This is a genomic window from Streptomyces sp. NPDC051567 (assembly GCF_044454165.1).
Lineage (GTDB): Bacteria > Actinomycetota > Actinomycetes > Streptomycetales > Streptomycetaceae > Streptomyces.
In genome coordinates this window covers 139,807-160,153 of the sequence record NZ_JBITDK010000012.1, presented here as the reverse complement: position 1 = coordinate 160,153, position 20,347 = coordinate 139,807, and the positions used below count along the sequence as shown (strand labels likewise).

Genomic DNA, 20,347 nt, shown 5'->3' with positions numbered 1-20,347 from the left:
CCCGGCGCGCCCTCGCTCTAAATACGGATATACGCCTGCATAGTGTGGCCACATGAGCACGGATTCACTGGAACAGCCACATCCGGACACTCCTGACGGCGCGGCGGGCGCCCCGGCGGACGGCACGACCGACCGCGCCGTCGTCGTCCTGGGTGTGATCGCCGTGCTGGCCGTCGTGGCCTGGGCGGCGCTGGCCAAGGGCTCCTTCGACACGGTGTCGAGCACGGCGCTCGCCTGGGTGCTGGAGAACTTCGCCTGGCTGTTCGTGATCGCCGCCGACGTCTTCCTCGTCATGTGCGTCGTGCTCGCCATCAGCCGGTTCGGCCGCATCCGCCTCGGCGCCGACGACTCGGAGCCCGAGTTCACCAACCTCGCGTGGATCGCGATGATGTTCAGCGCCGGGATGGGCATCGGCCTCATGTTCTACGGGGTCGGGGAGCCGCTCACCCACTACCTGACCCCGCCCCCGGCCTCCGGGGCCGAGCCGGGCACGGGCCGCGCCGCCCTCGCGGCCATGGAGTACTCCTTCTTCCACTGGACGCTGACCCCCTGGGCGATCTACGGCATCGCCGGTCTCGCCCTCGCCTACGCGACCTTCCGCAAGGGCCGCGGCAACCGCCTCAGTTCCGCTTTCGTCCCGCTGATGGGCCAGGAGCGGGCGGACGGCTGGCCCGGCCGGCTGATCGACCTGCTCGCCGTCTTCGCCACCGTCTTCGGCACCGCGACCAGCCTCGGGCTCGGCGCCCTCCAGGTCGCCAAGGGCCTCAACCTCACCCTCGGCGTCGAGGACTCCACCGGCCTTGAGCTGATCATCATCGGTGCGCTCTCGGCGGCCTTCGTCCTCTCCGCCTTCTCCGGCCTGCACAAGGGGGTGAAGTGGCTGAGCACCGTCAACATCGTGCTGGCCGGCACCCTGATGCTCTTCGTCTTCGTCCTCGGCCCCACCGTCTACATCCTCGACGTGATCCCCTCCAGCGTCGGCGGCTACCTCCACGAGCTGCTGCCCATGGCCAGCCGCACCGGGGCCTTCACCGACAGCGCGTGGCTGGGCGCGTGGACCATCTTCTACTGGGCCTGGTGGCTCTCCTGGGCGCCCTTCGTCGGCACCTTCATCGCCCGGATCTCGCGCGGCCGTACCATCCGCGAGTTCCTCATCGGCGTCCTGCTGGTCCCCAGCGGCGCCACCGTCGTCTGGTTCTGCGTGATGGGCGGCACCGCGATCCGGCTCGACTCCACCGGCGCCGTCGACTTCGCCCTCAAGCTCAAGGACGGCACGGAGGCCTCGCTCTTCGCGATGCTCGACGCGCTCCCGCTCTCCACCGTCACCTCCTACGTCGCGATGGTCCTGGTCATGACGTACTTCGTCACCAGCGCCGACTCGGCCTCCCTGGTGATGGGCTCGCTCACCAGCCGGGGCTCGCTGCACCCGCCCACCTGGCTCGTCGTCACCTGGGGCGTGCTGATGGCCGCGGTGGCCGCCGTCCTGCTCGTCGCGGGCGGGCTGAAGTCCCTCCAGACCGCGACCATCCTGGTCGCGCTGCCCTTCGTCGTCGTCATGCTGCTGCTCTGCTGGGCCCTGGTGAAGGAGCTGCGCGAGGACCCCGGCGCGGGTCCGGCCCGCCAGCACGCCCTGCACGGGCTGCGGGACGCGGTCAAGGCCATGGTCGGGGACGCCATCACCGAGCAGGGCCCGGCCCGCCACCCGCGGCTGCGCCGCGTGGCCGAGTCCAAGGGCCGCGACCGCGAGGACGGCGGCGGTCCGGGCACTTCCTGAGCGCTCTGGTGCTGTGCCGGTCACAGCACCAGCCCTGGGACCGGGCCGTCCGGGGCGGCCGGTTAGGGTGGCGCCGTGACCACCACGGATGACTACGCCCAGTACATCGCGAGCCTGCCCCGGGTCCTGGCCGGGGCAGCCGTCCTCTACCGGGACACCGTCGGCCGGGTCCTGCTGGTGGAGCCCAACTACCGTGAGGGCTGGGCCCTGCCGGGCGGCACCGTCGAGTCGGACCGGGGCGAGACCCCGCGGGCGGCGGCCCGCCGCGAGAGCGCCGAGGAGATCGGGATCGACCTGCCGCCCGGCCGGCTCCTCGCCGTGGACTGGACCCTCGGCTCCGCCCGGCCGCCGCTGGTCGCGTACGTCTACGACGGCGGCGTGCTCGACGACGGCCGGCTCGCCGCGATCCGGCTCCAGGAGGAGGAACTGCTCTCCTGGCGGCTGGTGGAGCCCGCCGAGCTGACCGCCCACCTCCCCGGCCCGCTCGGCCCGCGCGTGGCGGAGGCCCACCGGATCGCGCTGTCGGGCGAAGGCGCGGCGGAACTGGAGAACGGCCGCCGCCCGGCGGCGCGGTGACACCCCGTCCCCCTTCGAGCAGGACAGAATCATCAGATGATCACCATGTATGCCTGGCCCAGCACCGCCGACGGACCCGACGCCCTCCCCATGGTCCACTTCACCACCGAAGAGCAGGCCGGAGGTGAGGTCACCTCCGAGGGCATGCCGGTCTGGCTGTTCGACACCGCGATACGCGAGGGCGGCTGGGCCCAGTTCTCCGACTTCGAGGGCTGGTCCGCCCCCGCCGCCGACTGGCAGGCCTTCTACCGCCGCGAGGACGACCTCCTCGCCGTCAGCGGTCCCGGCTCCTGCGAGGGCTGGTACCAGGGCAACCTGGGCGCCGACGCCGACTGGGTGGAGGCCGCCGCCGCCCGCAACAGCGTGGTGCTGCTCGCCGCCCCCGTCCAGCACCCCTCGCTGTTCGGCTACGCGGTGGAGGCGGGCGCCGCCTTCGCCCTGCTGGTCCCGCTCACGGTCGTCTGACCGTCCCCCACCGCCTGCTCCCGTCCGGGTGACCCGGGCTCAGTCCCGGGCGCCGGACTCGAAGGCCAGCAGGCGCACCTTGCGCTCGACCCCGCCGCCGTAGCCGGTCATGGAGCCCGAGGCGCCGATCACCCGGTGGCACGGCACGATCAGGCCGACCGGATTCTTCCCGTTGGCCAGCCCCACCGCGCGCGAGGCGTTCGGCCTGCCGAGCCGGGCGGCCAGCTCCCCGTACGTCCACGTCTCGCCGTAGGGGATGCGCAGGAGCTGGTCCCACACGTCGCGCTGGAAGTCGGTGCCCTCCAGCCGGACGGGCACGTCGAACTCGGTCAGCTCCCCGGCGAAGTACGCGGCCAGCTGCCGCGCCACCTCCGCGAAGGGCTCCTCGGCGGCGGCGACGCGCTCGCCGAAGGACTCCTCGGCCGGGCGGTGCCGCTGCCCGCTCATGTAGAGGCCGCTCAGGACGCCGTCCGTGGCGACCAGCGTGAGCGGGCCGTAGGGGCTGTCGACGACGGTGTGCCGCTTGGTGCTGTTCATGCTCGTACGCGCCTTTCAGACGGGCAGGTGGTTGATCGGGTGGCTGTCGGTGGCCCACAGGTACTGGACGGCGTAGGCGCGCCAGGGCCGCCAGTGGGCCGCGCGGGCGGTCAGCGCGGCGGGGGTGGCGGGCAGCCCGAGACCCCGCGCGGCCCGCCGGACCCCGAGATCGGAGGCAGGGAAGGCGTCCGGGTCGCCCAGCGCCCGCATGGCGATCACCTCGGTGGTCCACGGGCCGAAGCCGGGCAGCGCCGACAGACGGGCCCGCGCGGCCTCCCAGTCGCTGTCGATGCCGAGCGGCAGCGAGCCGTCGGCCAGCGCCGAGACCAGGGTGGTCAGCGTGGCGCGCCGGCTGCGCGGCAGGGCCAGCGCCCGCGGGTCCAGCCCGGCCAGCGCCTGCGGGGAGGGGAAGAGCCGGGTCAGCCCGCCCCGCGGGTCCTCGACGGGCTCCCCGTACGCGGTGGCCAGCCGGGCCGCGTGCGTCCGCGCCGCCGCCGTGGACACCTGCTGGCCGAGGACGGCCCGTACGGCGAACTCGGCCGCGTCGACGGTCCGCGGGACCCGGCGCCCGGGGGCCTTGTCCACGAGCGGGGCCAGCAGCGGGTCGGCGCGCAGCTGGGCGTCGACGGCCTCCGGGTCGGCGTCCAGGTCGAGCATCCAGCGGCAGCGGCTGATGGCGATGGTGAGGTCGCGCAGGTCGGTGAGGGCCAGCCGGCAGCCGATGTGGCCGGGCTGCGGGGTCAGGGCGACGATGCCGGTGCCGTAGGGCAGGCGCAGGGTGCGCCGGTAGGCGCCGTCGCGCCACTCCTCGACGCCGGGCACGGCGGTCGCGGCGAGGTGGCCGAAGAGGTTGTCGGGGTTGAGGGGGGCCCGGTAGGGCAGCCGCAGGGCGAGGATGCCCGGGACGTCGGGCGGCGCGTCCTTGCGGTGCCCGGCCCGCCGGGCGCGGTCGCGCAGCTCGGTGGGGGAGAGGGCGAAGACCTCGCGGACGGTGTCGTTGAAGGTCCGGATGGAGGAGAACCCGGCGGCGAAGGCGACGTCGCCCATCGGGAGCCCGGAGGTCTCGACGAGCAGCCGGGCGGTCTGGGCGCGCTGGGCGCGGGCGAGGGCCAGGGGGCCGGCGCCCAGCTCGGCCGAGAGCTGCCGTTCCACCTGGCGGGAGGAGTAGCCGAGGCGGGCGGCCAGGCCCGGCACCCCCTCGCGGTCCACGACCCCGTCCTGGATGAGCCGCATGGCGCGGGCCACGGCGTCGGCGCGGGCGTTCCACTCCGGGGAGCCGGGGCTGGTGTCGGGCCGGCACCGCTTGCAGGCCCGGAACCCGGCCTGCTGGCAGGCGGCGGCGCTGGGCAGGAAGGTCATGTTCTCGGCCTTGGGGGGCACCACGGGGCAGCTGGGCCGGCAGTAGATCCGGGTGGTCAGGACGGCGGTGAAGAACCAGCCGTCGAAACGGGCGTCCTTCGACCGCACGGCCCGCACGCAGCGCTCGGTGTCGGTGTACATGGCTCCAGCATCCCGGGACGGGGTGGACAAGGCTGGCGGTTTTCCGACATCAAGGTTACCGCCGCCACCGCCCGGAGATACGCGGGAGGCCCCGGGTACCGATCGGTACCCGGGGCCTCACCCATGTCCGCGGACGCGGCCTACGGCAGTTCGGCCGCCCTGGCCTCGCGGCGGTTGTGGCGGAAGGTGTTGGCCTTCCGGGTCGTCGCGAAGAGCGGGATGGTCGCGGCCAGCGCGATCTGGAGCGCGCAGCCGGTCTGGAGCAGGAGCTGACCGCCCGGGGCGTCGAACGCCCAGGCCGCCAGCATCCCCATCGCGCCGACGATCCAGCTGAGCATGGCCACCGCGAGGACACCCCGCGGCTTGGGGTACTCGACCCGGCTCACCATCAGCCAGGCCACCCCGACGATCGCGAGCAGGGTGGGAACGAACGGCAGCTCCAGCAGCACGATCGAGACGACCGTGAGCGCGCCGAAGGGGCTCGGCATGCCCTGGAACATGCCGTCCTTCATCGTCACGCAGCTGAATCTGGCCAGCCGCAGCACCACGGCGAGCAGCACCACGATCGCGGCCAGCGCCGACATCTTCTGGTGCGCGTCGTCGGCGACCATGCCGTAGACGAGCACGAAGTAGGCGGGAGCCAGGCCGAAGCTGATCAGGTCGGACAGGTTGTCCAGCTCGGCGCCCATCGGGGAGCTGCGCAGCTTGCGGGCCACGATGCCGTCGAAGAGGTCGAAGACCGCGGCGAGCAGCATCAGTATCACGGCCGTCGCGGCGCTGTGACGGGCCATGCCCGTCTCGTTGCTGCCGGTCAGGTGCGGGATGAGGATTCCGGTGGTGGTGAAGTACACCGCCATGAATCCGCAGGTCGCGTTGCCGAGGGTGAGGGTGTCCGCTATCGACAGCCGCAGTGAGAGCGGCATGTCGTCCTCGGCGGACTCCTCCTCGGCAGGCTCGGGCACCCAGCCGGTGGCGGGAGTCTCAGGGTCAGTCACGGTCAATTCGGGTCACCCCCGCGGTGGTGGCCTGACCGACCTCGACCGCGACCTCGACACCCTCGGGAAGGTAGATGTCGACGCGTGAGCCGAAGCGGATCAGACCGATGCGTTCGCCCTGCTCCACCTTGGTACCGGCCGGCAGGTACGGGACGATGCGACGTGCCACGGCGCCGGCGATCTGCACCATCTCGATGTCACCGAGTTCGGTGTCGAAGTGCCAGACGACGCGCTCGTTGTTCTCGCTCTCCTTGTTGAACGCCGGGACGAAGCCGCCGGGGATGTGCTCCACGGAGGTCACGGTGCCGGCCAGGGGAGCGCGGTTGACGTGGACGTTCAGCGGGCTCATGAAGATCGCGACCCGGGTTCGCCCGTCCTTCCACGGCATGATGCTCTGCACCACTCCGTCGGCGGGGGAGATGACGCGGCCCTGGGCGATCTCTCGCTCGGGGTCGCGGAAGAACCACAGCATGCCCGCCGCGAGCGCGGTGGCGGGCACGGCCGCCGCGGCCCAGCGCCCGGACTTGCGCGCCCGGGTGAGGCTGAGCGCCGCGGTGGCGACGGTCGGCAGAAGCCACGGCGATGCTCCGCGTGCGAGACGTCCACCGAGGAGGCCGACGCGAGGTGCAGAGGTTTGGCTGTGGGGCATGGATGACCTTCGTAGCGGGTGATTGCCGCGCCGCAAACGGGGGGACGGGACGGCGGCTGTACTGGAATGCTATCGGTTGCGCACGACAACTGGGCAAGCCAGAAGCCGAGTCGATGGCCCTCGGCCAGTGACTGGCAGTGACTCTTCTGCGACAGACCGATGGACGATCTATAGCAAAAGGGATTTTCAGCCCTGGAGCCGGTACTCCTCCAGCAGGCGTCGCCCGATGATCATTTTCTGGATCTCAGCGGTTCCTTCACCGATCAGCAACATCGGCGCCTCCCGGTAGAGGCGCTCGATCTCGTACTCCTTCGAGAACCCGTAGCCGCCGTGGATGCGGAACGCGTCCTCCACCACTTCCTTGCAGTACTCGGAGGCGAGATACTTCGCCATCCCTGCTTCGAGGTCGTTTCGTTCCCCGGAGTCCTTTTTGCGTGCTGCGTTTACCATCATCGCATGGGCGGCCTCGACCTTGGTGGCCATCTCCGCCAGCTTGAACTGGATGGCCTGGTGCTCGGCGATGGGTTTGCCGAAAGCGTGACGTTGCTGGGCATAGGAGACACCCAGCTCGAACGCACGCTGCGCGACCCCGCAGCCACGCGCCGCCACGTTGACGCGTCCGACCTCTACCCCGTCCATCATTTGGTAAAACCCCCGGCCGGTCGCGCCGCCGAGGACCCGATTGGCCGGAACGCGTAGCCCGTCCATGATGAGCTCGGTCGTGTCGACGCCCTTGTAGCCCATCTTGTCGATCTTGCCCGGGATGGTCAGACCGGGACGCACCTCGCCGAAGCCCGGCTCCTTCTCCACCAGGAACGTCGTCATCGACCGGTGCGGGGCCGTCCCCTCGGGGTGGCCTTCGTCACTTCGCACCAGGACGGCCACCAGCGTGGACGAACCGCCGTTGGTCAGCCACATCTTCTGGCCGTTCAGGACGTACGCGTCCCCGTCCCGCACCGCCCGCGAGGTGATGGCCGACACGTCGGAGCCCAGCGCCGGCTCGGACATCGAGAACGCGCCGCGCACCTCGCCCGTCGCCATCCGCGGCAGGAAGTGGTCCCGCTGCTCCCGCGTACCGTGCTGCCTGAGCAGGTAGGCCACGATGAAGTGGGTGTTGATGATGCCCGAGACGGACATCCAGCCCCGCGCTATCTCCTCCACGCACAGCGCGTACGTGAGCAGCGACTCGCCCAGACCGCCGTACTCCTCCGGGATCATCAGCCCGAAGAGGCCGAGTTCCTTCAGGCCGTCGACGATCTCCTGCGGGTACTCGTCACGGTGCTCCAGCGCGGTCGCGACCGGGATGATCTCCTTGTCGGTGAACTCCCGGACGGTCTTGAGGATCTCCCGCTGGACCTCGGTCAGGCCGGCGGTCTGGGCGAGTCGGGCCATGGCTACTTCCCCTGTTCCTTCAGCTGAGGCCGGCCGGGCTGCTCGCCGCCGCGCGCCTCGACGTACGTCTCGTTCGGGACCATCACCTTGCGCCGGAAGACACAGACGAGGGTCCCGTCCTGGGTGTACCCCTTGGTCTCGACGTGGACGATCCCGCGGTCGCCCTTCGACCTCGACGGGGTCTTGTCCAGGACCGTGGTCTCGCCGTAGACCGTGTCGCCGTGGAAGGTCGGCGCCACGTGGCGCAGCGACTCGACCTCCAGGTTGGCGATGGCCTTGCCGGAGACGTCCGGGACCGACATGCCCAGCAGCAGCGAGTAGACGTAGTTGCCCACCACCACGTTCCTGCCGAAGTCGGTCGTGTTCTCGGCGTAGTTGCGGTCCAGGTGGAGCGGGTGGTGGTTCATGGTCAGCAGGCAGAAGAGGTGGTCGTCGTACTCCGTGACCGTCTTCCCGGGCCAGTGCTTGTAGACCGCCCCGACCTCGAACTCCTCGTACGTGCGTCCGAACTGCATGGCCCTACGCCTCCGGGATCTCGAACTCGGTGGTGCGCTTGAGGCCGGCCGCGCGGCCCTTGCCCGCGACGACCAGGGCCATCTTGCGGCTGGCCTCGTCGATCATCTCGTCGCCGAGCATCGCCGAGCCCTTCCGGCCGCCCGCCTCGGAGGTGCACCAGTCGTAGGCGTCGAGGATCAGCTCGGCGCGGTCGTAGTCCTCCTGCGCGGGCGAGAAGACCTCGTTGGCCGCGTCGACCTGGCCCGGGTGCAGCACCCACTTGCCGTCGAAACCGAGCGCCGCCGCGCGCCCGGCCACCTCGCGGTAGCCGTCCACGTTCCTGATCTGGAGGAAGGGGCCGTCGATCGCCTGGAGGTCGTTGGCGCGGGCCGCCATCAGGATGCGCATCAGGATGTAGTGGTAGGCGTCGGCGCCGTAGCCGGGCGGCTGCATCCCCACGACCAGCGTCTTCATGTTGATCGAGGCCATGAAGTCGGCCGGGCCGAAGATGATGGTCTCCAGCCGCGGCGAGGCGGCGGCGATCGCGTCCACGTTCACCAGGCCCCGGGCGTTCTCGATCTGCGCCTCGATGCCGATCCGGCCGGGCTCGAAGCCCATCGTCCTCTCGATCTGGGTCAGCAGCAGGTCCAGGGCGACCACCTGCTGGGCGTCCTGGACCTTCGGCAGCATGATGCAGTCGAGGTTCTGACCGGCGCCCTCGACCACCGTGATGACGTCGCGGTAGGTCCACTGCGTGGTCCAGTCGTTGACGCGCACCGCCCGGGTCTTGCCCGACCAGTCGCCGTTGTTCAGCGCGTCCACGATCGTGTGGCGGGCGCCCTCCTTGGCGAGCGGGGCGCAGGCGTCCTCCAGGTCGAGGAAGACCTGGTCGGCCGGGAGCCCCTGGGCCTTCTCCAGGAACCGCGGGTTCGACCCCGGTACGGCCAGACAGGAACGGCGCGGTCGCAGCCGGTCGACCGGGGTGCCGGGGGTGTCCGACGCGGAGCGGAGGCCGGGCAGGGCGGTGGCGGGCGACGGGTGGGGAGTGGTCATGCGGGAACCTCCGTGCTGATGAGGGGGGCGAGCTGGTTGGCCTTGCGGATCTCGTCGACGATACGGCCGATGATCTCCGTGATGCCGAAGTCCTTGGGGGTGAAGACGGCGGCGACCCCGGCGGCCCTGAGCGCCACGGCGTCGGCGTTCGGGATGATCCCGCCGACGATGACGGGGAGGTCGCCCGCCCCCGCGGCCCGCAGGCGTTCCAGCACGTCCGGGACGAGCGCGCCGTGCGAGCCGGAGAGGATGGACAGTCCCACACAGTGCACGTCCTCGGCCAGGGCCGCCGAGGCGATCTCCTCGGGCGTCAGCCGGATGCCCTGGTAGACCACCTCGAAACCGGCGTCGCGGGCCCGGACGGCGATCTGCTCGGCGCCGTTGGAGTGTCCGTCCAGGCCGGGCTTGCCGACCAGCAGCCGCAGTCGCCCGCAGCCCAGTTCGGCGGCGGTACCGGCCACCTTGGCGCGGACGGCGGCCATCGGCGTGCCCTCCTCGGCGGTGACCGCCACCGGGGCCGAGGAGACCCCGGTCGGGGCCCGGAACTCGCCGAACACCTCCCGCAGGGCACTCGCCCACTCCCCGGTGGTGACCCCGGCGCGGGCGCACTCCACGGTGGCCTCCATCAGGTTCTCGGTCCCGGCCGCGGCCTCTTTCAGCCGGTCCAGGCACTGGCCGACGGTCGGGAAGACGAACGGGTCGCCGCCGCCCTGCCGGTCCGAGGACTCCTGGCGCTCGGCGCGCCAGCGGCGGATGCGCCCGACGATCCGCTCCTCCACCGACCCGTCCACCGTCATGATCGCGCCGTCCAGGTCGGCGGTGAGCGGGTTCTCCTCGGTCTGCTGGAAGCAGTTGACCCCGACGATCTTGTCCTCGCCGGTCTCGATCCGGGCCCGCCGCTCGGCGTGCGAGGAGACCAGCCGGGACTTCAGGTACCCGGACTCGACCGCCGCCATCGCGCCGCCCATCTCCTGTATCCGCCCGATCTCGGCCAGGCACTCGGTCACCAGGGAGGCCACCTTGGCCTCGATGACGTGCGAGCCCGCGAAGATGTCCTCGTACTCCAGCAGGTCGCTCTCGTGGGCGAGGACCTGCTGGATGCGCAGCGACCACTGCTGGTCCCAGGGCCGGGGCAGGCCCAGCGCCTCGTTCCAGGCGGGCAGTTGCACGGCGCGGGCGCGGGCGTCCTTGGACAGGGTGACCGCGAGCATCTCCAGGACGATCCGCTGGACGTTGTTCTCCGGCTGGGCCTCGGTCAGGCCCAGCGAGTTGACCTGGACCCCGTAGCGGAAGCGGCGCTGCCGGGGGTCCTCGATGCCGTAGCGCTCGCGGGTGACCTGGTCCCAGATGCGGCCGAAGGCACGCATCTTGCACATCTCCTCGATGAAGCGGACGCCCGCGTTCACGAAGAAGGAGATCCGGGCGACCACCTCGCCGAAACGTTCCGGTTCCACCTGGCCCGAGTCGCGCACCGAGTCCAGGACGGCGATCGCGGTGGACATCGCGTACGCGATCTCCTGGACCGGGGTGGCCCCGGCCTCCTGGAGGTGGTACGAGCAGATGTTGATCGGGTTCCACTTCGGGAGGTGGTTCACCGTGTACGCGATCATGTCCGTGGTCAGGCGCAGCGACGGGCCGGGCGGGAAGACGTGCGTCCCGCGCGAGAGGTACTCCTTGACGATGTCGTTCTGGGTGGTGCCCTGGAGACGGGAGAGGTCCGCGCCCTGCTCCTCGGCGGCCACCTGGTAGAGCGCCAGCAGCCACATGGCGGTGGCGTTGATCGTCATCGAGGTGTTCATCCGCTCCAGCGGGATGTCCTGGAACAGCTTGCGCATGTCGCCCAGGTGGGAGACCGGGACCCCGACCCGGCCCACCTCGCCGCGGGCGAGGACGTGGTCCGGGTCGTAGCCGGTCTGTGTCGGCAGGTCGAAGGCGACCGACAGGCCGGTCTGGCCCTTGGCGAGGTTGCGGCGGTACAGCTCGTTGGACGCCTCGGCCGTGGAGTGGCCCGCGTACGTCCGCATGAGCCAGGGCCGGTCCTTGTGACGCCCGGTGTGACGCTCGGTCATCCCCGGTCCCTGCCTCAGACGCCGCGGAAGCGGTTGATGGCGTCGAGGTGCCGGGCGCGCAGCTCGTGGTCGCGCACGCCCAGGCCCTCCCCGGGGGCGAGCGCGAGGACCCCGACCTTGCCCTGGTGGAGGTTGCGGTGCACGTCGTACGCGGCCTGGCCGGTCTCCGCCAGGGGGTAGACCTTGGACAGGGTGGGGTGGATCTTCCCCTTGGCGACCAGGCGGTTGGCCTCCCATGCCTCGCGGTAGTTGGCGAAGTGCGAGCCGACGATCTTCTTGAGGGACATCCACAGGTAGCGGTTGTCGTACTCGTGGTGGTAGCCGGAGGTCGAGGCGCAGGTGACGACGGTGCCGCCCTTGCGGGTGACGTAGACGCTCGCGCCGAAGGTCTCGCGGCCCGGGTGCTCGAAGACGATGTCCACGTCCTCGCCGCCGGTCAGCTCGCGGATGCGGCTGCCGAAGCGCTTCCACTCCTTGGGGTCCTGGGTGTGCTCGTCCTTCCAGAACCGGTAGCCCTCGGCGCTGCGGTCGATGACGGCCTGCGCGCCCATGGCCCGGCAGAGCCGTGCCTTCTGCGGGCTGGAGACCACGCAGACCGGGTTGGCGCCGCCGGCGAGGGCGAACTGCGTCGCGTAGGAGCCGAGTCCGCCGCTCGCGCCCCAGATCAGGACGTTGTCGCCCTGCTTCATGCCGGCGCCGTTGCGGGAGACCAGCTGGCGGTAGGCGGTGGAGTTGACCAGGCCGGGGGAGGCGGCCTCCTCCCAGCTGAGGTGGTCCGGCTTGGGCATCAGCTGGTTCGACTTGACGAGGGCGATCTCCGCGAGGCCGCCGAAGTTGGTCTCGAACCCCCAGATGCGCTGTTCGGGGTCGAGCATCGTGTCGTTGTGGCCGTCGGAGGACTCCAGCTCGACGGAGAGGCAGTGCGCGACGACCTCGTCGCCCGGCTTCCAGGCGTTGACGCCGGGGCCGGTGCGCAGGACGACGCCCGCGAGGTCCGAGCCGATGACGTGGTAGGGCAGGTCGTGCCGCCGGGTGAGTTCCGACAGCCGCCCGTACCGCTCCAGGAAGCCGAAGGTGGACACCGGTTCGAAGATCGAGGTCCACACGGAGTTGTAGTTGACCGAGGAGGCCATGACGGCCACCAGGGCCTCGCCCGGGCCGAGTTCGGGCACGGGGACCTCGTCGAGGTGGAGGGAGCGGCGCGGGTCCTTCTCGCGGGTGGCGAGCCCGGCGAACATCTCCGTCTCGTCCTTGTGCACGGTGACCGCGCGGTACGAGTCGGGCAGCGGCAGGGCCGCGAAGTCTGCGGCGGTGGCGGACTGCGACGAGATCGCGTCCAGGATGTCCTTCACGGTAGTGCCTCCGGCGAGCGCTGAAGAGGGTGCGCTGAGGGACGCGCGAGGGGTGCGCGGGGTGCGTGTGGGTGGGTGCGTGTGGGTGGTGCTGCGGGGTGTGGTGGGCCGCGGTGGGCGGTGCGGGTGCCGTCGGTCCGGCGGGTGCGGTGGTGCGGGCGACGCCGTGATGGGGCGTGCGGGGTGCCTGGTGACGCAGGCGTCCGGGGCGCGTTCCGTGCCGAGTGGGCGTGGGCCGCGGGGACATCCGGACGAGATTCAACGTATGGCACCCCGTGTCACTCGACAAGGCACCCCGTGCCAAAAGTTTCTCTCATCTGCCGATTGACCTGCGCAGATGAGCGATGATCGATCAGAGTTACCCGCGAGTAGGGGCAAGCCGGACAAACGCGGAGGCCGCCCCCGTGACGGGGACGGCCTCCTGTGACACAAGTCGCTGTCCGGTACCTACGTGCTGGCTGCCTGCCCTGCCTGTCCTACCTGCCCACCTGGCTGCCTACCTGGTGCGCAGGGCCTCTTCGATGGTCCGCATGACCTCGTCCAGCGGCGCGTCCGTCCGGGCCACCGCCACCAGCACCTCGCCCCGCGTGCGGACCGCCGCGGGCGCCGCCGGCGCGGCGGAGCCCTGGGTGCGGCCCGCGCCGATCCCCGAGCCGAAGGTCTTGCGGACGATCGAGAAGGCGTGGTCGAGCTGCCCCTCCACGTCCCCCTGGCCGCCCGCGCGCAGCCAGCGCCGCAGCACGTGGTTGTGGGCGGTCACCACCGCAGAGGCGGCCACCTCCGCCATCAGCGGGTCGTCGTTGCCGTCGTGGTGGTCCTGCTCGTCGAAGTGGGCCAGCAGGTACCGGGTGAACAGCCGCTCGTAGCGGGCCACCGAGGCGATCTCCCGCTCCCGCAGCGCCGGCACCTCACGGGTCAGCCGGTACCGCTCCACCGACACCGCCGGCGAGGCGGCGTACATCTTCATGACCTCCTTGATCCCGCGGCACACCGTGTCGAGCGGGTGCTCGTGCGCCGGGGCCACGTCCAGGACGGCCTCGGCGCGGGTCAGGGTGTCGTCGTGATCGGGGAAGATCGCCTCTTCCTTGGACCGGAAGTGGCGGAAGAAGGTCCGGCGCGCCACCCCGGCGGTCGCGGCGATCTCGTCGACCGTCGTCGCCTCGTACCCCTTGGTGGCGAACAGCTCCATCGCCGCCGTGGCCAGCTCACGGCGCATCTTGAGCCGCTGGGCGGCCGCCCGGGTGCCGGCCGCGCTCTCCGGGGCGTCGGAGGCGGAGGGGGCGCGGGGCGAGGTCTTGGCGGGCCGGGACATGGAGCGAACGTACTTCATCCGCGCCGGGGAGCGCGCCTGCGGGGGCCGCGCGGGGGTGGGATGCGGGGGAGGGCAGGCACTGGGCACACAGTGCTCCCCGGGAGGGTGTGCCCGCCGGTCCGGGCCGGCGGGCCCGAGCAGCCCTCCCCACGCATCCGGCTCGTGGCCCGGCGGGTCAGCGCCGGGCGTGCTCACGGAATCCGCGGCCGGTCTTGCGGCCCAGGCAGCCCGCCGCCACCAGCTGCTCCAGCAGCGGGGCCGGGGCCAGGCCCGGATCGCGGAACTCCCGGTGGAGGGCCTTCGCGATGGCCAGCGAGACGTCCAGGCCGACCACGTCGAGGAGCTCGAACGGCCCCATCGGGTAGCCGCCGCCCAGCCGCATCGCCGTATCGATCTCGTCGAGACCGGCGTAGTGCTGCTCGACCATCTTGACCGCGTTGTTGAGGTAGGGGAACAGCAGCGCGTTCACGATGAAACCCGCCCGGTCCCCGCAGTCCACCGGGTGCTTGCGCACCCTCCCGCAGAGCGCGTGGACCGTGGCGTGCACATCGTCGGCGGTCAGGACCGTCCGGACCACCTCGACCAGCTTCATCGCCGGGGCCGGGTTGAAGAAGTGCATCCCGATCACGTCCTGCGGGCGCGAGGTCACCCGGGCGACCTCGATCACCGGCAGCGAGGAGGTCGTGGTGGCCAGCACCGCCCCCGGCCGGCAGACCGTGTCCAGGGCCCGGAACAGCTCCTGCTTGACCGCCAGGTCCTCGGCCACCGCCTCCACCGCCAGGTCCACCTCCCCGAGGGCCTCCGGGGAACCGGCCACCGTGATCCGGTCCAGGGTCCGCGCCGCCTCCTCCCCGGTCAGCCGGCCCCTGGCCACCGCGCGGGCCAGCGACTTCGCGACCGCCGCCTTCGCCGCCCCGGCCTTCTCCCGGCTCCGGGCGGCCAGCACCACGGGCAGCCCCGCCCGCGCGAAGACCTGCGCGATCCCGCCCGCCATCGTCCCCGAACCGGCCACCCCGACCGAGGCGACGGGACGGCCCCCGGCGGGCCGCGCCCCCTCCGGCGGGGTCCGCGGGTCCCGCAGGACCGCACCGCCGCCCGGCCGCTCGTACGTGTAGAAGCCGCGCCCGGCCTTCCGCCCGGTCAGACCGGCCGCCGCGAGCTGCCCCAGGACCGGGGCCGGGGCGTGCAGCCGGTCGCCGGAGGAGGCGTACATGGCCTCCAGGACCGTCCGGGCGGTGTCCAGGCCGATCAGGTCGAGCAGCGCGAGCGGCCCCATGGGCAGGCCGCAGCCCAGCCGCATCGCCGCGTCGATGTCCTCACGGGAGGCGTACGTCGACTCGTACATGGCGGCGGCCTGGTTGAGGTAGCCGAAGAGCAGGCCGTCGGCGACGAAGCCGGGGCGGTCGCCGACCGCGACGGGCTCCTTGCCCAGCTCGCGGGCGAGCGCGGTGACCGCCCCGACGGCGGCCGGGTCGGTCAGCACGCAGGAGACCACCTCGACCAGTTTCATCGCGGGGGCCGGGTTGAAGAAGTGCAGGCCCAGCACCCGCTCGGGGCGGCGGGACCCGGCGGCGAGCCGGGTCACCGACAGGGCGTCGGTGCCGGTGGCCAGGATCGCGGTGGGCCGGACGACCGCGTCCAGCCCGTTCAGCACCCGCTGCTTGAGCTCGTACGACTCGGGCACCACCTCGATCACGAGATCGGCCTCCGCCGCGGAACCCAGCGCGGTGGAGACGCGGAACCGGTCGATGACCGCGGCCCGCTCGGGCTCGCTCAGGAGCCCCTTGGTGACGGAGCGGGCGGTGGCGGCGGCGAGGGAGGCGACGGCCCGGCGGGCGGCGGCGCCGTCGACGTCGATGCCGACGACCTCACGGCCGGCCCGGACGAGGACCTCGGCGATGCCGGTGCCCATCGTGCCGAGGCCGACGACGGCGACGGTCCGGATGGCGGACTGACTGGACGGACGGTCCATCGAGGGACTCCAGTGGGAGAGGGTGACGACTGGGGCGCGGCGTGCGGATGCCACGCGGGATGCCCGGGGGCGAGAGCGTGCCGCGTTCGCGACACGACCTGAGCGGCGGACCCTGTCCCGGGGCCACGCCGTGGCTACTGCGCGGGGCGGTACGAGCGGTACGAGCGTGACGTGAGGGAGCCTCGGTGCCCGCCGCAGGAGCGCGGGGACACCCGGGAGGCGCCTCGGGCACCGGACCGGACGGCACGGGGCGGCTGCGTCACCAGGCCGCCCTCGTACGTGTTGAAGGGACAGTAACTCCCCGGTAACCACTTGGCCAGAGACGGGAGATGTGACCTGCGCCGCCCACCCCGGCACGCACTGTTCCCCCACGGATCACCCCGAACCGGGCATGGGGTGAAAGGTATTGGCCTGGGGAGTGTCTTCAAAGCGGCGTCGTCCGCCCGCCGGCCGGACGGAACTTCGACGACAGGACCTAGGGTGGGCGGGTGACCGACGTGCTGGAGCGACTGCGGGCGGAGGCGGCCGGGCGGGCCCCGGAGTACGAGGCCCTGCTCGCGGCGGACACCGACGCCCTGGCCGCCGCCCTGACCGAGGCCGGGCGGCCCCTGTGGGCCCGCGAACTGGCCGCGTACCGGCTCGGGCTGGCCGGTGACCGGCGCGCCTTCGAGACCCTGGTGCTGCTCCTGAACCACCGCGACCCGCCGCGCTGCGAGGCCGCCGCGCGGGCCCTGGCCGTCCTCGGGGACCCGCGCACCGCCCGCGCGGCGGCGGCCCTGGCGACCAACCCGCTGCGCACCGCCTACGCCCTGCACCCGGTCCGGCTGCTGACCGCCCTGCGCGCCCCGGAGTCGGCCCCCGCCCTGATCGCCTGCCTGTCCCGGCTGCTCACGCCGCACGACCCGCACGGGCGGGTCGCCCTGGCCTGCGTCGAGGGACTCGGCGCCCTCGCCGACCCCCGCGCCCGGGAGGTCCTGACCCGCGCCCTGTCCCACCCCCGGCTGGCGGTGGCGGCGGCCGGGGCCCTGCGCCGCCCGGGCTGAACGCCCGGCGGCGGGGTCCGGGGCGGGACCCGGGGCAGGGGACGGCGGCTCAGCCCGCCTGCGGGACGACCGCGAACGCCTCGATCTCCAGCAGGAGTTCGGGCCGGAACAGGGCCGCGACCTGGACCGCGGAGGAGGCCGGGAGGCGGTCCGCCGGGATGACGGCGTCCCGGGCCTCCCGGACGGCCGGGAGGTGGGCGACGTCGGTGACGAAGTAGGTCAGCTTCACCACGTCGTCGAAGCCCGCCCCGGCCGCCGCCAGGCACCGGCGGAGGTTCTCGAACACCTGCCGGGCCTGGGCCGCCGCGTCACCGGCGCCGACCACCTCGCCCTTCTCGTCGAAGGCGCACTGCCCGGACACGGCGACGAACGTGCCGGTGCCCAGGACGACATGGCTGTAACCGGTACCGGGGGCGACGCCCTCCGGGGCGGCGATACGGGTGAGGTGCTGCGCGGGTGTGCTCATGGCGACGATCATGCCTGGCGCGGCCCGGCCCCGGAAGCCCCGGCCCCGGAAGCCCCGGTCCGGACCCGGCACAGGCCCGGGCCCGGTACCCGGCTCAGCCCCGGAAGCCCAGCATCCCGTGCAGGGCCGTGCCGCCCGCCGAGGGCGGGACCGCGCGGGTGACCGCGGCCGGCTTCGGCTCCGGCTGGGCGGGGCAGGCCGCGTCCGCCGCCTTCCCCGTCGTCAGGTACGCCGCCACCTTCTCGTCCAGGCACTTGTTGCCGCTCAGCGAGACGCCGTGGTTGCCGCCGCCCTCCTCGGTCACCAGCACCGAGCCCGCCAGCTTCTCCCGCATGCTCACCGCGCCCCTGAACGGGGTCGCCGCGTCCTGCGTGGCCTGGAGCAGCAGGGCGGGCGGAAGCTCGGTGTTGGTCACGTCCGGGGCCCGCAGCGACTCCCCGGACCAGAACGCGCACGGGGCGTTGTACCAGGCGTTGTTCCAGGTCATGAAGGGGGCCTCGGCGTAGGTGTCCCACATGTCCGCGCGCCACCGGTTCCACTCCTTCGGCCAGGCCGAGTCCCGGCACTGCACCGCCGTGTACACGCTGTAGCTGTTGCCCGCCGAGGGCTCCACCGCGCCGAACCGCTCGTACGCCGCCACCAGCGGCTTCGGGTCCTTGCCCACGGTGTACGCGGAGAACGCCTCGGCGAGGTGCGGCCAGTAGCCGTTGTAGTAGCCGCCCGGCAGGAAGGTGTCCTCCAGTTCCGCCGGGCCCACCTTGCCCCCGGCCGGCTTCCCGCGCAGCGACTGCCGCATCGCGTACCAGCGCTCCTCGACCCCGGCCGGGTCGGTGCCCAGGTGGTAGCTGGCGTCGTACTTCGCCACCCAGGCCAGGAACGCCTTGTGCCGGGTGTCGAAGGCGCGGTCCTGGGCGAGGTTGTCCTCGTACCAGACCCCGGCCGGGTCGACCACCGAGTCCAGGACGAGCCGGTGTACCCGGGACGGGTGGAGCCGGGCGTACACCGCGCCCAGGTAGGTCCCGTACGAGTAGCCGTAGTAGCTGATCCGCTCCGCGCCCAGGGCCACCCGCACGGCCTCGATGTCGTGGGCGGCCGAGACGGTGCCGATGTACGGGAGCACGTCCGCGTGCTTGTTCCGGCAGGACTCGGCGAAGGACCGCACCCGTTCCAGGTTGGCCCGCTCGGTCGCCGCGTCGCGCGGTACGGAGTCCGGCCGTACGGGGGCGAAGTGGCCGCCCCCGCAGTCCAGGGCCGGTTCGCTGCGGCCCACGCCCCGGGGGTCGAAGCCGATCACGTCGTACTGGGCGGCCACCTCCTCGGGCAGGGCGGAGGCGATGTACCCGGCGAGGCTCCGGCCGCTGCCGCCCGGACCGCCGGGGTTGACCAGCAGCGGCCCCTGGGAGACGGCGGCGGTGTGCGGGACCCGGGTCAGGGCGAGGGAGATCTGCCGCCCGGCCCGGTCGCCGTGGTCGAGCGGGACCTTGAGGGAGGCGCACTGCAGCGTCGGGTAGCGGGGGGTCGCGCAGTCGGTCCAGCGCGGTGCGGCGGGCGCGGGGGCCACCGGGGCGGCGGTGACCGGACCCGCGAGGGCGGCGACGACGGTGGAGACCGCCAGCAGGACGGCGGCGCGCCGCCGTGAGGGACGGACCGCCGGGGGGTTCGCCAGGCGGTTCGTCGGGCGGTCCGTCCGCGCCGGGCGGATCGTCGGGCGGGTCACGCGGATCATGGGGCCTCCCAGCCGAGGGTTCTGGGCGGAATCGTCCCGGAAACCGTGCCGGGAAGACGGGATTGTGTCCGTTGTTGGCCCGATGTGATGACCTTTCGGCGGCCCCGGGGAACGCCGGCCGCCCCGTCCCGCCGGGCGCGGGCCCGCCCGTGCGGGCCGCACCCCCTGCGGCGGTCCGGCCCGCAGATGGAGTACCCGGGGCCTGTCGGCGGAGCGGGACCGGCGGCGAATGCTCCCGTGATCATGTGGTGCGTCCTGTTCCACCCCGGATTTGGGCACCCGCCCCCGAGGTGGTTGGCTTCGCCGTGACGAGCGATCACCACTGCTGAGTGATCACAACAGCTGGAGGAACAGCCATGGCGCAGGTCGAAGCCACCACGGAGCGGATCATCGCGGCTGACGCGGAGACCGTGTTCGACGCGCTGGCGGACTACAGCGGGACCCGGGAGAAGCTGCTGCCCGAGCACTTCAGCGCGTACGAGGTGCGCGAGGGCGGGGACGGCGAGGGCACCCTGGTCCACTGGAAGCTCCAGGCCACCAGCAAGCGGGTCCGCGACTGCCTGCTGGAGGTCACCGAGCCCACCACCGGCCGGCTCGTGGAGAAGGACCGCAACTCCTCGATGGTCACCACCTGGACCGTCACCCCGGCCGGCGAGGGCAGCTCCAAGGTCGTCGTCAGCACCGTCTGGGACGGCGCGGGCGGTGTCGGCGGGTTCTTCGAGCGCACCTTCGCCCCCAAGGGCCTCGGCCGGATCTACGACGCGCTCCTGGCCAACCTGGCCGCCAACACCGAGACCGGCACCGAGACCAACACCGGCACCGGTAGCTGAGCCGGGCGGCGGCTCACCGGATCGGGTGGAGTTCCCGGCGCGGCGCGAGCCGCCGCGCGGTCCCCGTGGGCCCCGGGCGTGGCCCCGGGGCCCACGGGGACCGTCCGGTTAGGGTGGGGCCCTGCGTGCGCGATCACACCG

18 protein-coding genes are annotated in these 20,347 nt (G+C 72.5%); 5 read left to right on the top strand and 13 right to left on the bottom strand.

Annotated features, from left to right (window positions below):
• Positions 1 to 52 precede the first annotated feature (52 nt).
• The 3 genes from ACIA5F_RS16340 (at position 53) to ACIA5F_RS16330 (ending at position 2,815) form a co-directional block, all read left to right on the top strand.
• Entirely contained in the window at positions 53 to 1,774 is a 1,722-nt protein-coding gene (locus tag ACIA5F_RS16340; protein WP_399353327.1) for a BCCT family transporter, read from the top strand.
• Between the two features lie 75 nt (positions 1,775 to 1,849).
• A complete protein-coding gene (locus tag ACIA5F_RS16335; protein WP_399353325.1) occupies positions 1,850 to 2,350 on the top strand; it encodes an NUDIX domain-containing protein in 501 nt (166 codons plus the stop codon).
• Between the two features lie 36 nt (positions 2,351 to 2,386).
• On the top strand, positions 2,387 to 2,815 hold the full coding sequence (locus ACIA5F_RS16330) for a hypothetical protein (RefSeq protein ID WP_399353323.1): 429 nt from the start codon (positions 2,387 to 2,389) through the stop codon (positions 2,813 to 2,815).
• A 39-nt stretch (positions 2,816 to 2,854) separates the two neighbouring features.
• On the opposite strand, the gene ACIA5F_RS16325 is transcribed toward ACIA5F_RS16330, so the two are convergent.
• From ACIA5F_RS16325 to ACIA5F_RS16275, 11 genes are all read right to left on the bottom strand, one after another.
• Positions 2,855 to 3,352 (bottom strand): methylated-DNA--[protein]-cysteine S-methyltransferase, encoded by a 498-nt coding sequence (locus ACIA5F_RS16325; RefSeq protein WP_399353322.1) that lies wholly within the window; start codon positions 3,350 to 3,352, stop codon positions 2,855 to 2,857.
• Positions 3,353 to 3,367: 15 nt separating this feature from the next.
• The gene (locus ACIA5F_RS16320) at positions 3,368 to 4,852 is read right to left on the bottom strand and encodes an AlkA N-terminal domain-containing protein (RefSeq protein WP_399353320.1); all 1,485 of its coding nucleotides are present in this window, start codon (positions 4,850 to 4,852) and stop codon (positions 3,368 to 3,370) included.
• 140 nt (positions 4,853 to 4,992) lie between these two features.
• Positions 4,993 to 5,853 carry a CDP-diacylglycerol--serine O-phosphatidyltransferase gene (pssA, locus tag ACIA5F_RS16315; protein ID WP_399353318.1) on the bottom strand — a complete coding sequence of 287 codons (861 nt, stop codon included), beginning with the start codon at positions 5,851 to 5,853 and terminating at the stop codon, positions 4,993 to 4,995.
• Positions 5,840 to 6,496, bottom strand: coding sequence for a phosphatidylserine decarboxylase (locus ACIA5F_RS16310; protein WP_136212902.1), 657 nt, complete (start codon positions 6,494 to 6,496; stop codon positions 5,840 to 5,842). The genes pssA and ACIA5F_RS16310 overlap by 14 nt, the downstream gene beginning before the upstream one ends.
• A gap of 186 nt (positions 6,497 to 6,682) precedes the next feature.
• A complete protein-coding gene (locus ACIA5F_RS16305) occupies positions 6,683 to 7,888 on the bottom strand; it encodes an acyl-CoA dehydrogenase family protein (protein ID WP_399353316.1) in 1,206 nt (401 codons plus the stop codon).
• Positions 7,889 to 7,890: 2 nt separating this feature from the next.
• Positions 7,891 to 8,403 (bottom strand): MaoC family dehydratase, encoded by a 513-nt coding sequence (locus ACIA5F_RS16300; RefSeq protein WP_399353314.1) that lies wholly within the window; start codon positions 8,401 to 8,403, stop codon positions 7,891 to 7,893.
• 4 nt (positions 8,404 to 8,407) lie between these two features.
• Positions 8,408 to 9,436, bottom strand: coding sequence for an HpcH/HpaI aldolase/citrate lyase family protein (locus ACIA5F_RS16295; protein WP_399353312.1), 1,029 nt, complete (start codon positions 9,434 to 9,436; stop codon positions 8,408 to 8,410).
• The gene (locus ACIA5F_RS16290) at positions 9,433 to 11,505 is read right to left on the bottom strand and encodes a protein meaA (protein WP_399353310.1); all 2,073 of its coding nucleotides are present in this window, start codon (positions 11,503 to 11,505) and stop codon (positions 9,433 to 9,435) included. Before ACIA5F_RS16290 ends, ACIA5F_RS16295 begins: the two co-directional genes overlap by 4 nt.
• A gap of 14 nt (positions 11,506 to 11,519) precedes the next feature.
• Positions 11,520 to 12,857 carry a crotonyl-CoA carboxylase/reductase gene (ccrA, locus tag ACIA5F_RS16285; RefSeq protein WP_399353307.1) on the bottom strand — a complete coding sequence of 446 codons (1,338 nt, stop codon included), beginning with the start codon at positions 12,855 to 12,857 and terminating at the stop codon, positions 11,520 to 11,522.
• 496 nt (positions 12,858 to 13,353) lie between these two features.
• Entirely contained in the window at positions 13,354 to 14,187 is an 834-nt protein-coding gene (locus ACIA5F_RS16280) for a TetR family transcriptional regulator (RefSeq protein ID WP_399353305.1), read from the bottom strand.
• A gap of 157 nt (positions 14,188 to 14,344) precedes the next feature.
• Entirely contained in the window at positions 14,345 to 16,141 is a 1,797-nt protein-coding gene (locus ACIA5F_RS16275; protein ID WP_399353303.1) for a 3-hydroxyacyl-CoA dehydrogenase family protein, read from the bottom strand.
• Positions 16,142 to 16,629: 488 nt separating this feature from the next.
• On the opposite strand from ACIA5F_RS16275, the gene ACIA5F_RS16270 reads away from it, so the two are divergent.
• On the top strand, positions 16,630 to 17,184 hold the full coding sequence (locus ACIA5F_RS16270; protein WP_399353301.1) for a HEAT repeat domain-containing protein: 555 nt from the start codon (positions 16,630 to 16,632) through the stop codon (positions 17,182 to 17,184).
• 49 nt (positions 17,185 to 17,233) lie between these two features.
• Here the strand turns inward: ACIA5F_RS16270 and ACIA5F_RS16265 are convergent, their stop codons facing one another.
• The gene (locus tag ACIA5F_RS16265) at positions 17,234 to 17,650 is read right to left on the bottom strand and encodes a RidA family protein (protein ID WP_399353299.1); all 417 of its coding nucleotides are present in this window, start codon (positions 17,648 to 17,650) and stop codon (positions 17,234 to 17,236) included.
• A gap of 94 nt (positions 17,651 to 17,744) precedes the next feature.
• Positions 17,745 to 19,376 carry an alpha/beta hydrolase gene (locus ACIA5F_RS16260; RefSeq protein WP_399353297.1) on the bottom strand — a complete coding sequence of 544 codons (1,632 nt, stop codon included), beginning with the start codon at positions 19,374 to 19,376 and terminating at the stop codon, positions 17,745 to 17,747.
• 356 nt (positions 19,377 to 19,732) lie between these two features.
• Between ACIA5F_RS16260 and ACIA5F_RS16255 the strand changes: the two genes are divergently transcribed.
• Positions 19,733 to 20,206, top strand: coding sequence for an SRPBCC family protein (locus ACIA5F_RS16255; RefSeq protein WP_399353295.1), 474 nt, complete (start codon positions 19,733 to 19,735; stop codon positions 20,204 to 20,206).
• The last annotated feature ends 141 nt before the right edge of the window (positions 20,207 to 20,347 follow it).

Excerpts from the sequence above, each read along its gene's own strand:
- ACIA5F_RS16340 (WP_399353327.1), top strand. The coding sequence starts at position 53 with ATGAGCACGGATTCACTGGAACAGCCACATCCGGACACTCCTGACGGC.
- ACIA5F_RS16330 (WP_399353323.1), top strand. The coding sequence starts at position 2,387 with ATGATCACCATGTATGCCTGGCCCAGCACCGCCGACGGACCCGACGCC.
- ACIA5F_RS16325 (WP_399353322.1), bottom strand. The coding sequence starts at position 3,352 with ATGAACAGCACCAAGCGGCACACCGTCGTCGACAGCCCCTACGGCCCG.
- ACIA5F_RS16320 (WP_399353320.1), bottom strand. The coding sequence starts at position 4,852 with ATGTACACCGACACCGAGCGCTGCGTGCGGGCCGTGCGGTCGAAGGAC.
- ACIA5F_RS16310 (WP_136212902.1), bottom strand. The coding sequence starts at position 6,496 with ATGCCCCACAGCCAAACCTCTGCACCTCGCGTCGGCCTCCTCGGTGGA.
- ACIA5F_RS16305 (WP_399353316.1), bottom strand. The coding sequence starts at position 7,888 with ATGGCCCGACTCGCCCAGACCGCCGGCCTGACCGAGGTCCAGCGGGAG.
- ACIA5F_RS16300 (WP_399353314.1), bottom strand. The coding sequence starts at position 8,403 with ATGCAGTTCGGACGCACGTACGAGGAGTTCGAGGTCGGGGCGGTCTAC.
- ACIA5F_RS16295 (WP_399353312.1), bottom strand. The coding sequence starts at position 9,436 with ATGACCACTCCCCACCCGTCGCCCGCCACCGCCCTGCCCGGCCTCCGC.
- ACIA5F_RS16290 (WP_399353310.1), bottom strand. The coding sequence starts at position 11,505 with ATGACCGAGCGTCACACCGGGCGTCACAAGGACCGGCCCTGGCTCATG.
- ACIA5F_RS16280 (WP_399353305.1), bottom strand. The coding sequence starts at position 14,187 with ATGAAGTACGTTCGCTCCATGTCCCGGCCCGCCAAGACCTCGCCCCGC.
- ACIA5F_RS16275 (WP_399353303.1), bottom strand. The coding sequence starts at position 16,141 with ATGGACCGTCCGTCCAGTCAGTCCGCCATCCGGACCGTCGCCGTCGTC.
- ACIA5F_RS16265 (WP_399353299.1), bottom strand. The coding sequence starts at position 17,650 with ATGAGCACACCCGCGCAGCACCTCACCCGTATCGCCGCCCCGGAGGGC.
- ACIA5F_RS16260 (WP_399353297.1), bottom strand. The coding sequence starts at position 19,376 with ATGATCCGCGTGACCCGCCCGACGATCCGCCCGGCGCGGACGGACCGC.
- ACIA5F_RS16255 (WP_399353295.1), top strand. The coding sequence starts at position 19,733 with ATGGCGCAGGTCGAAGCCACCACGGAGCGGATCATCGCGGCTGACGCG.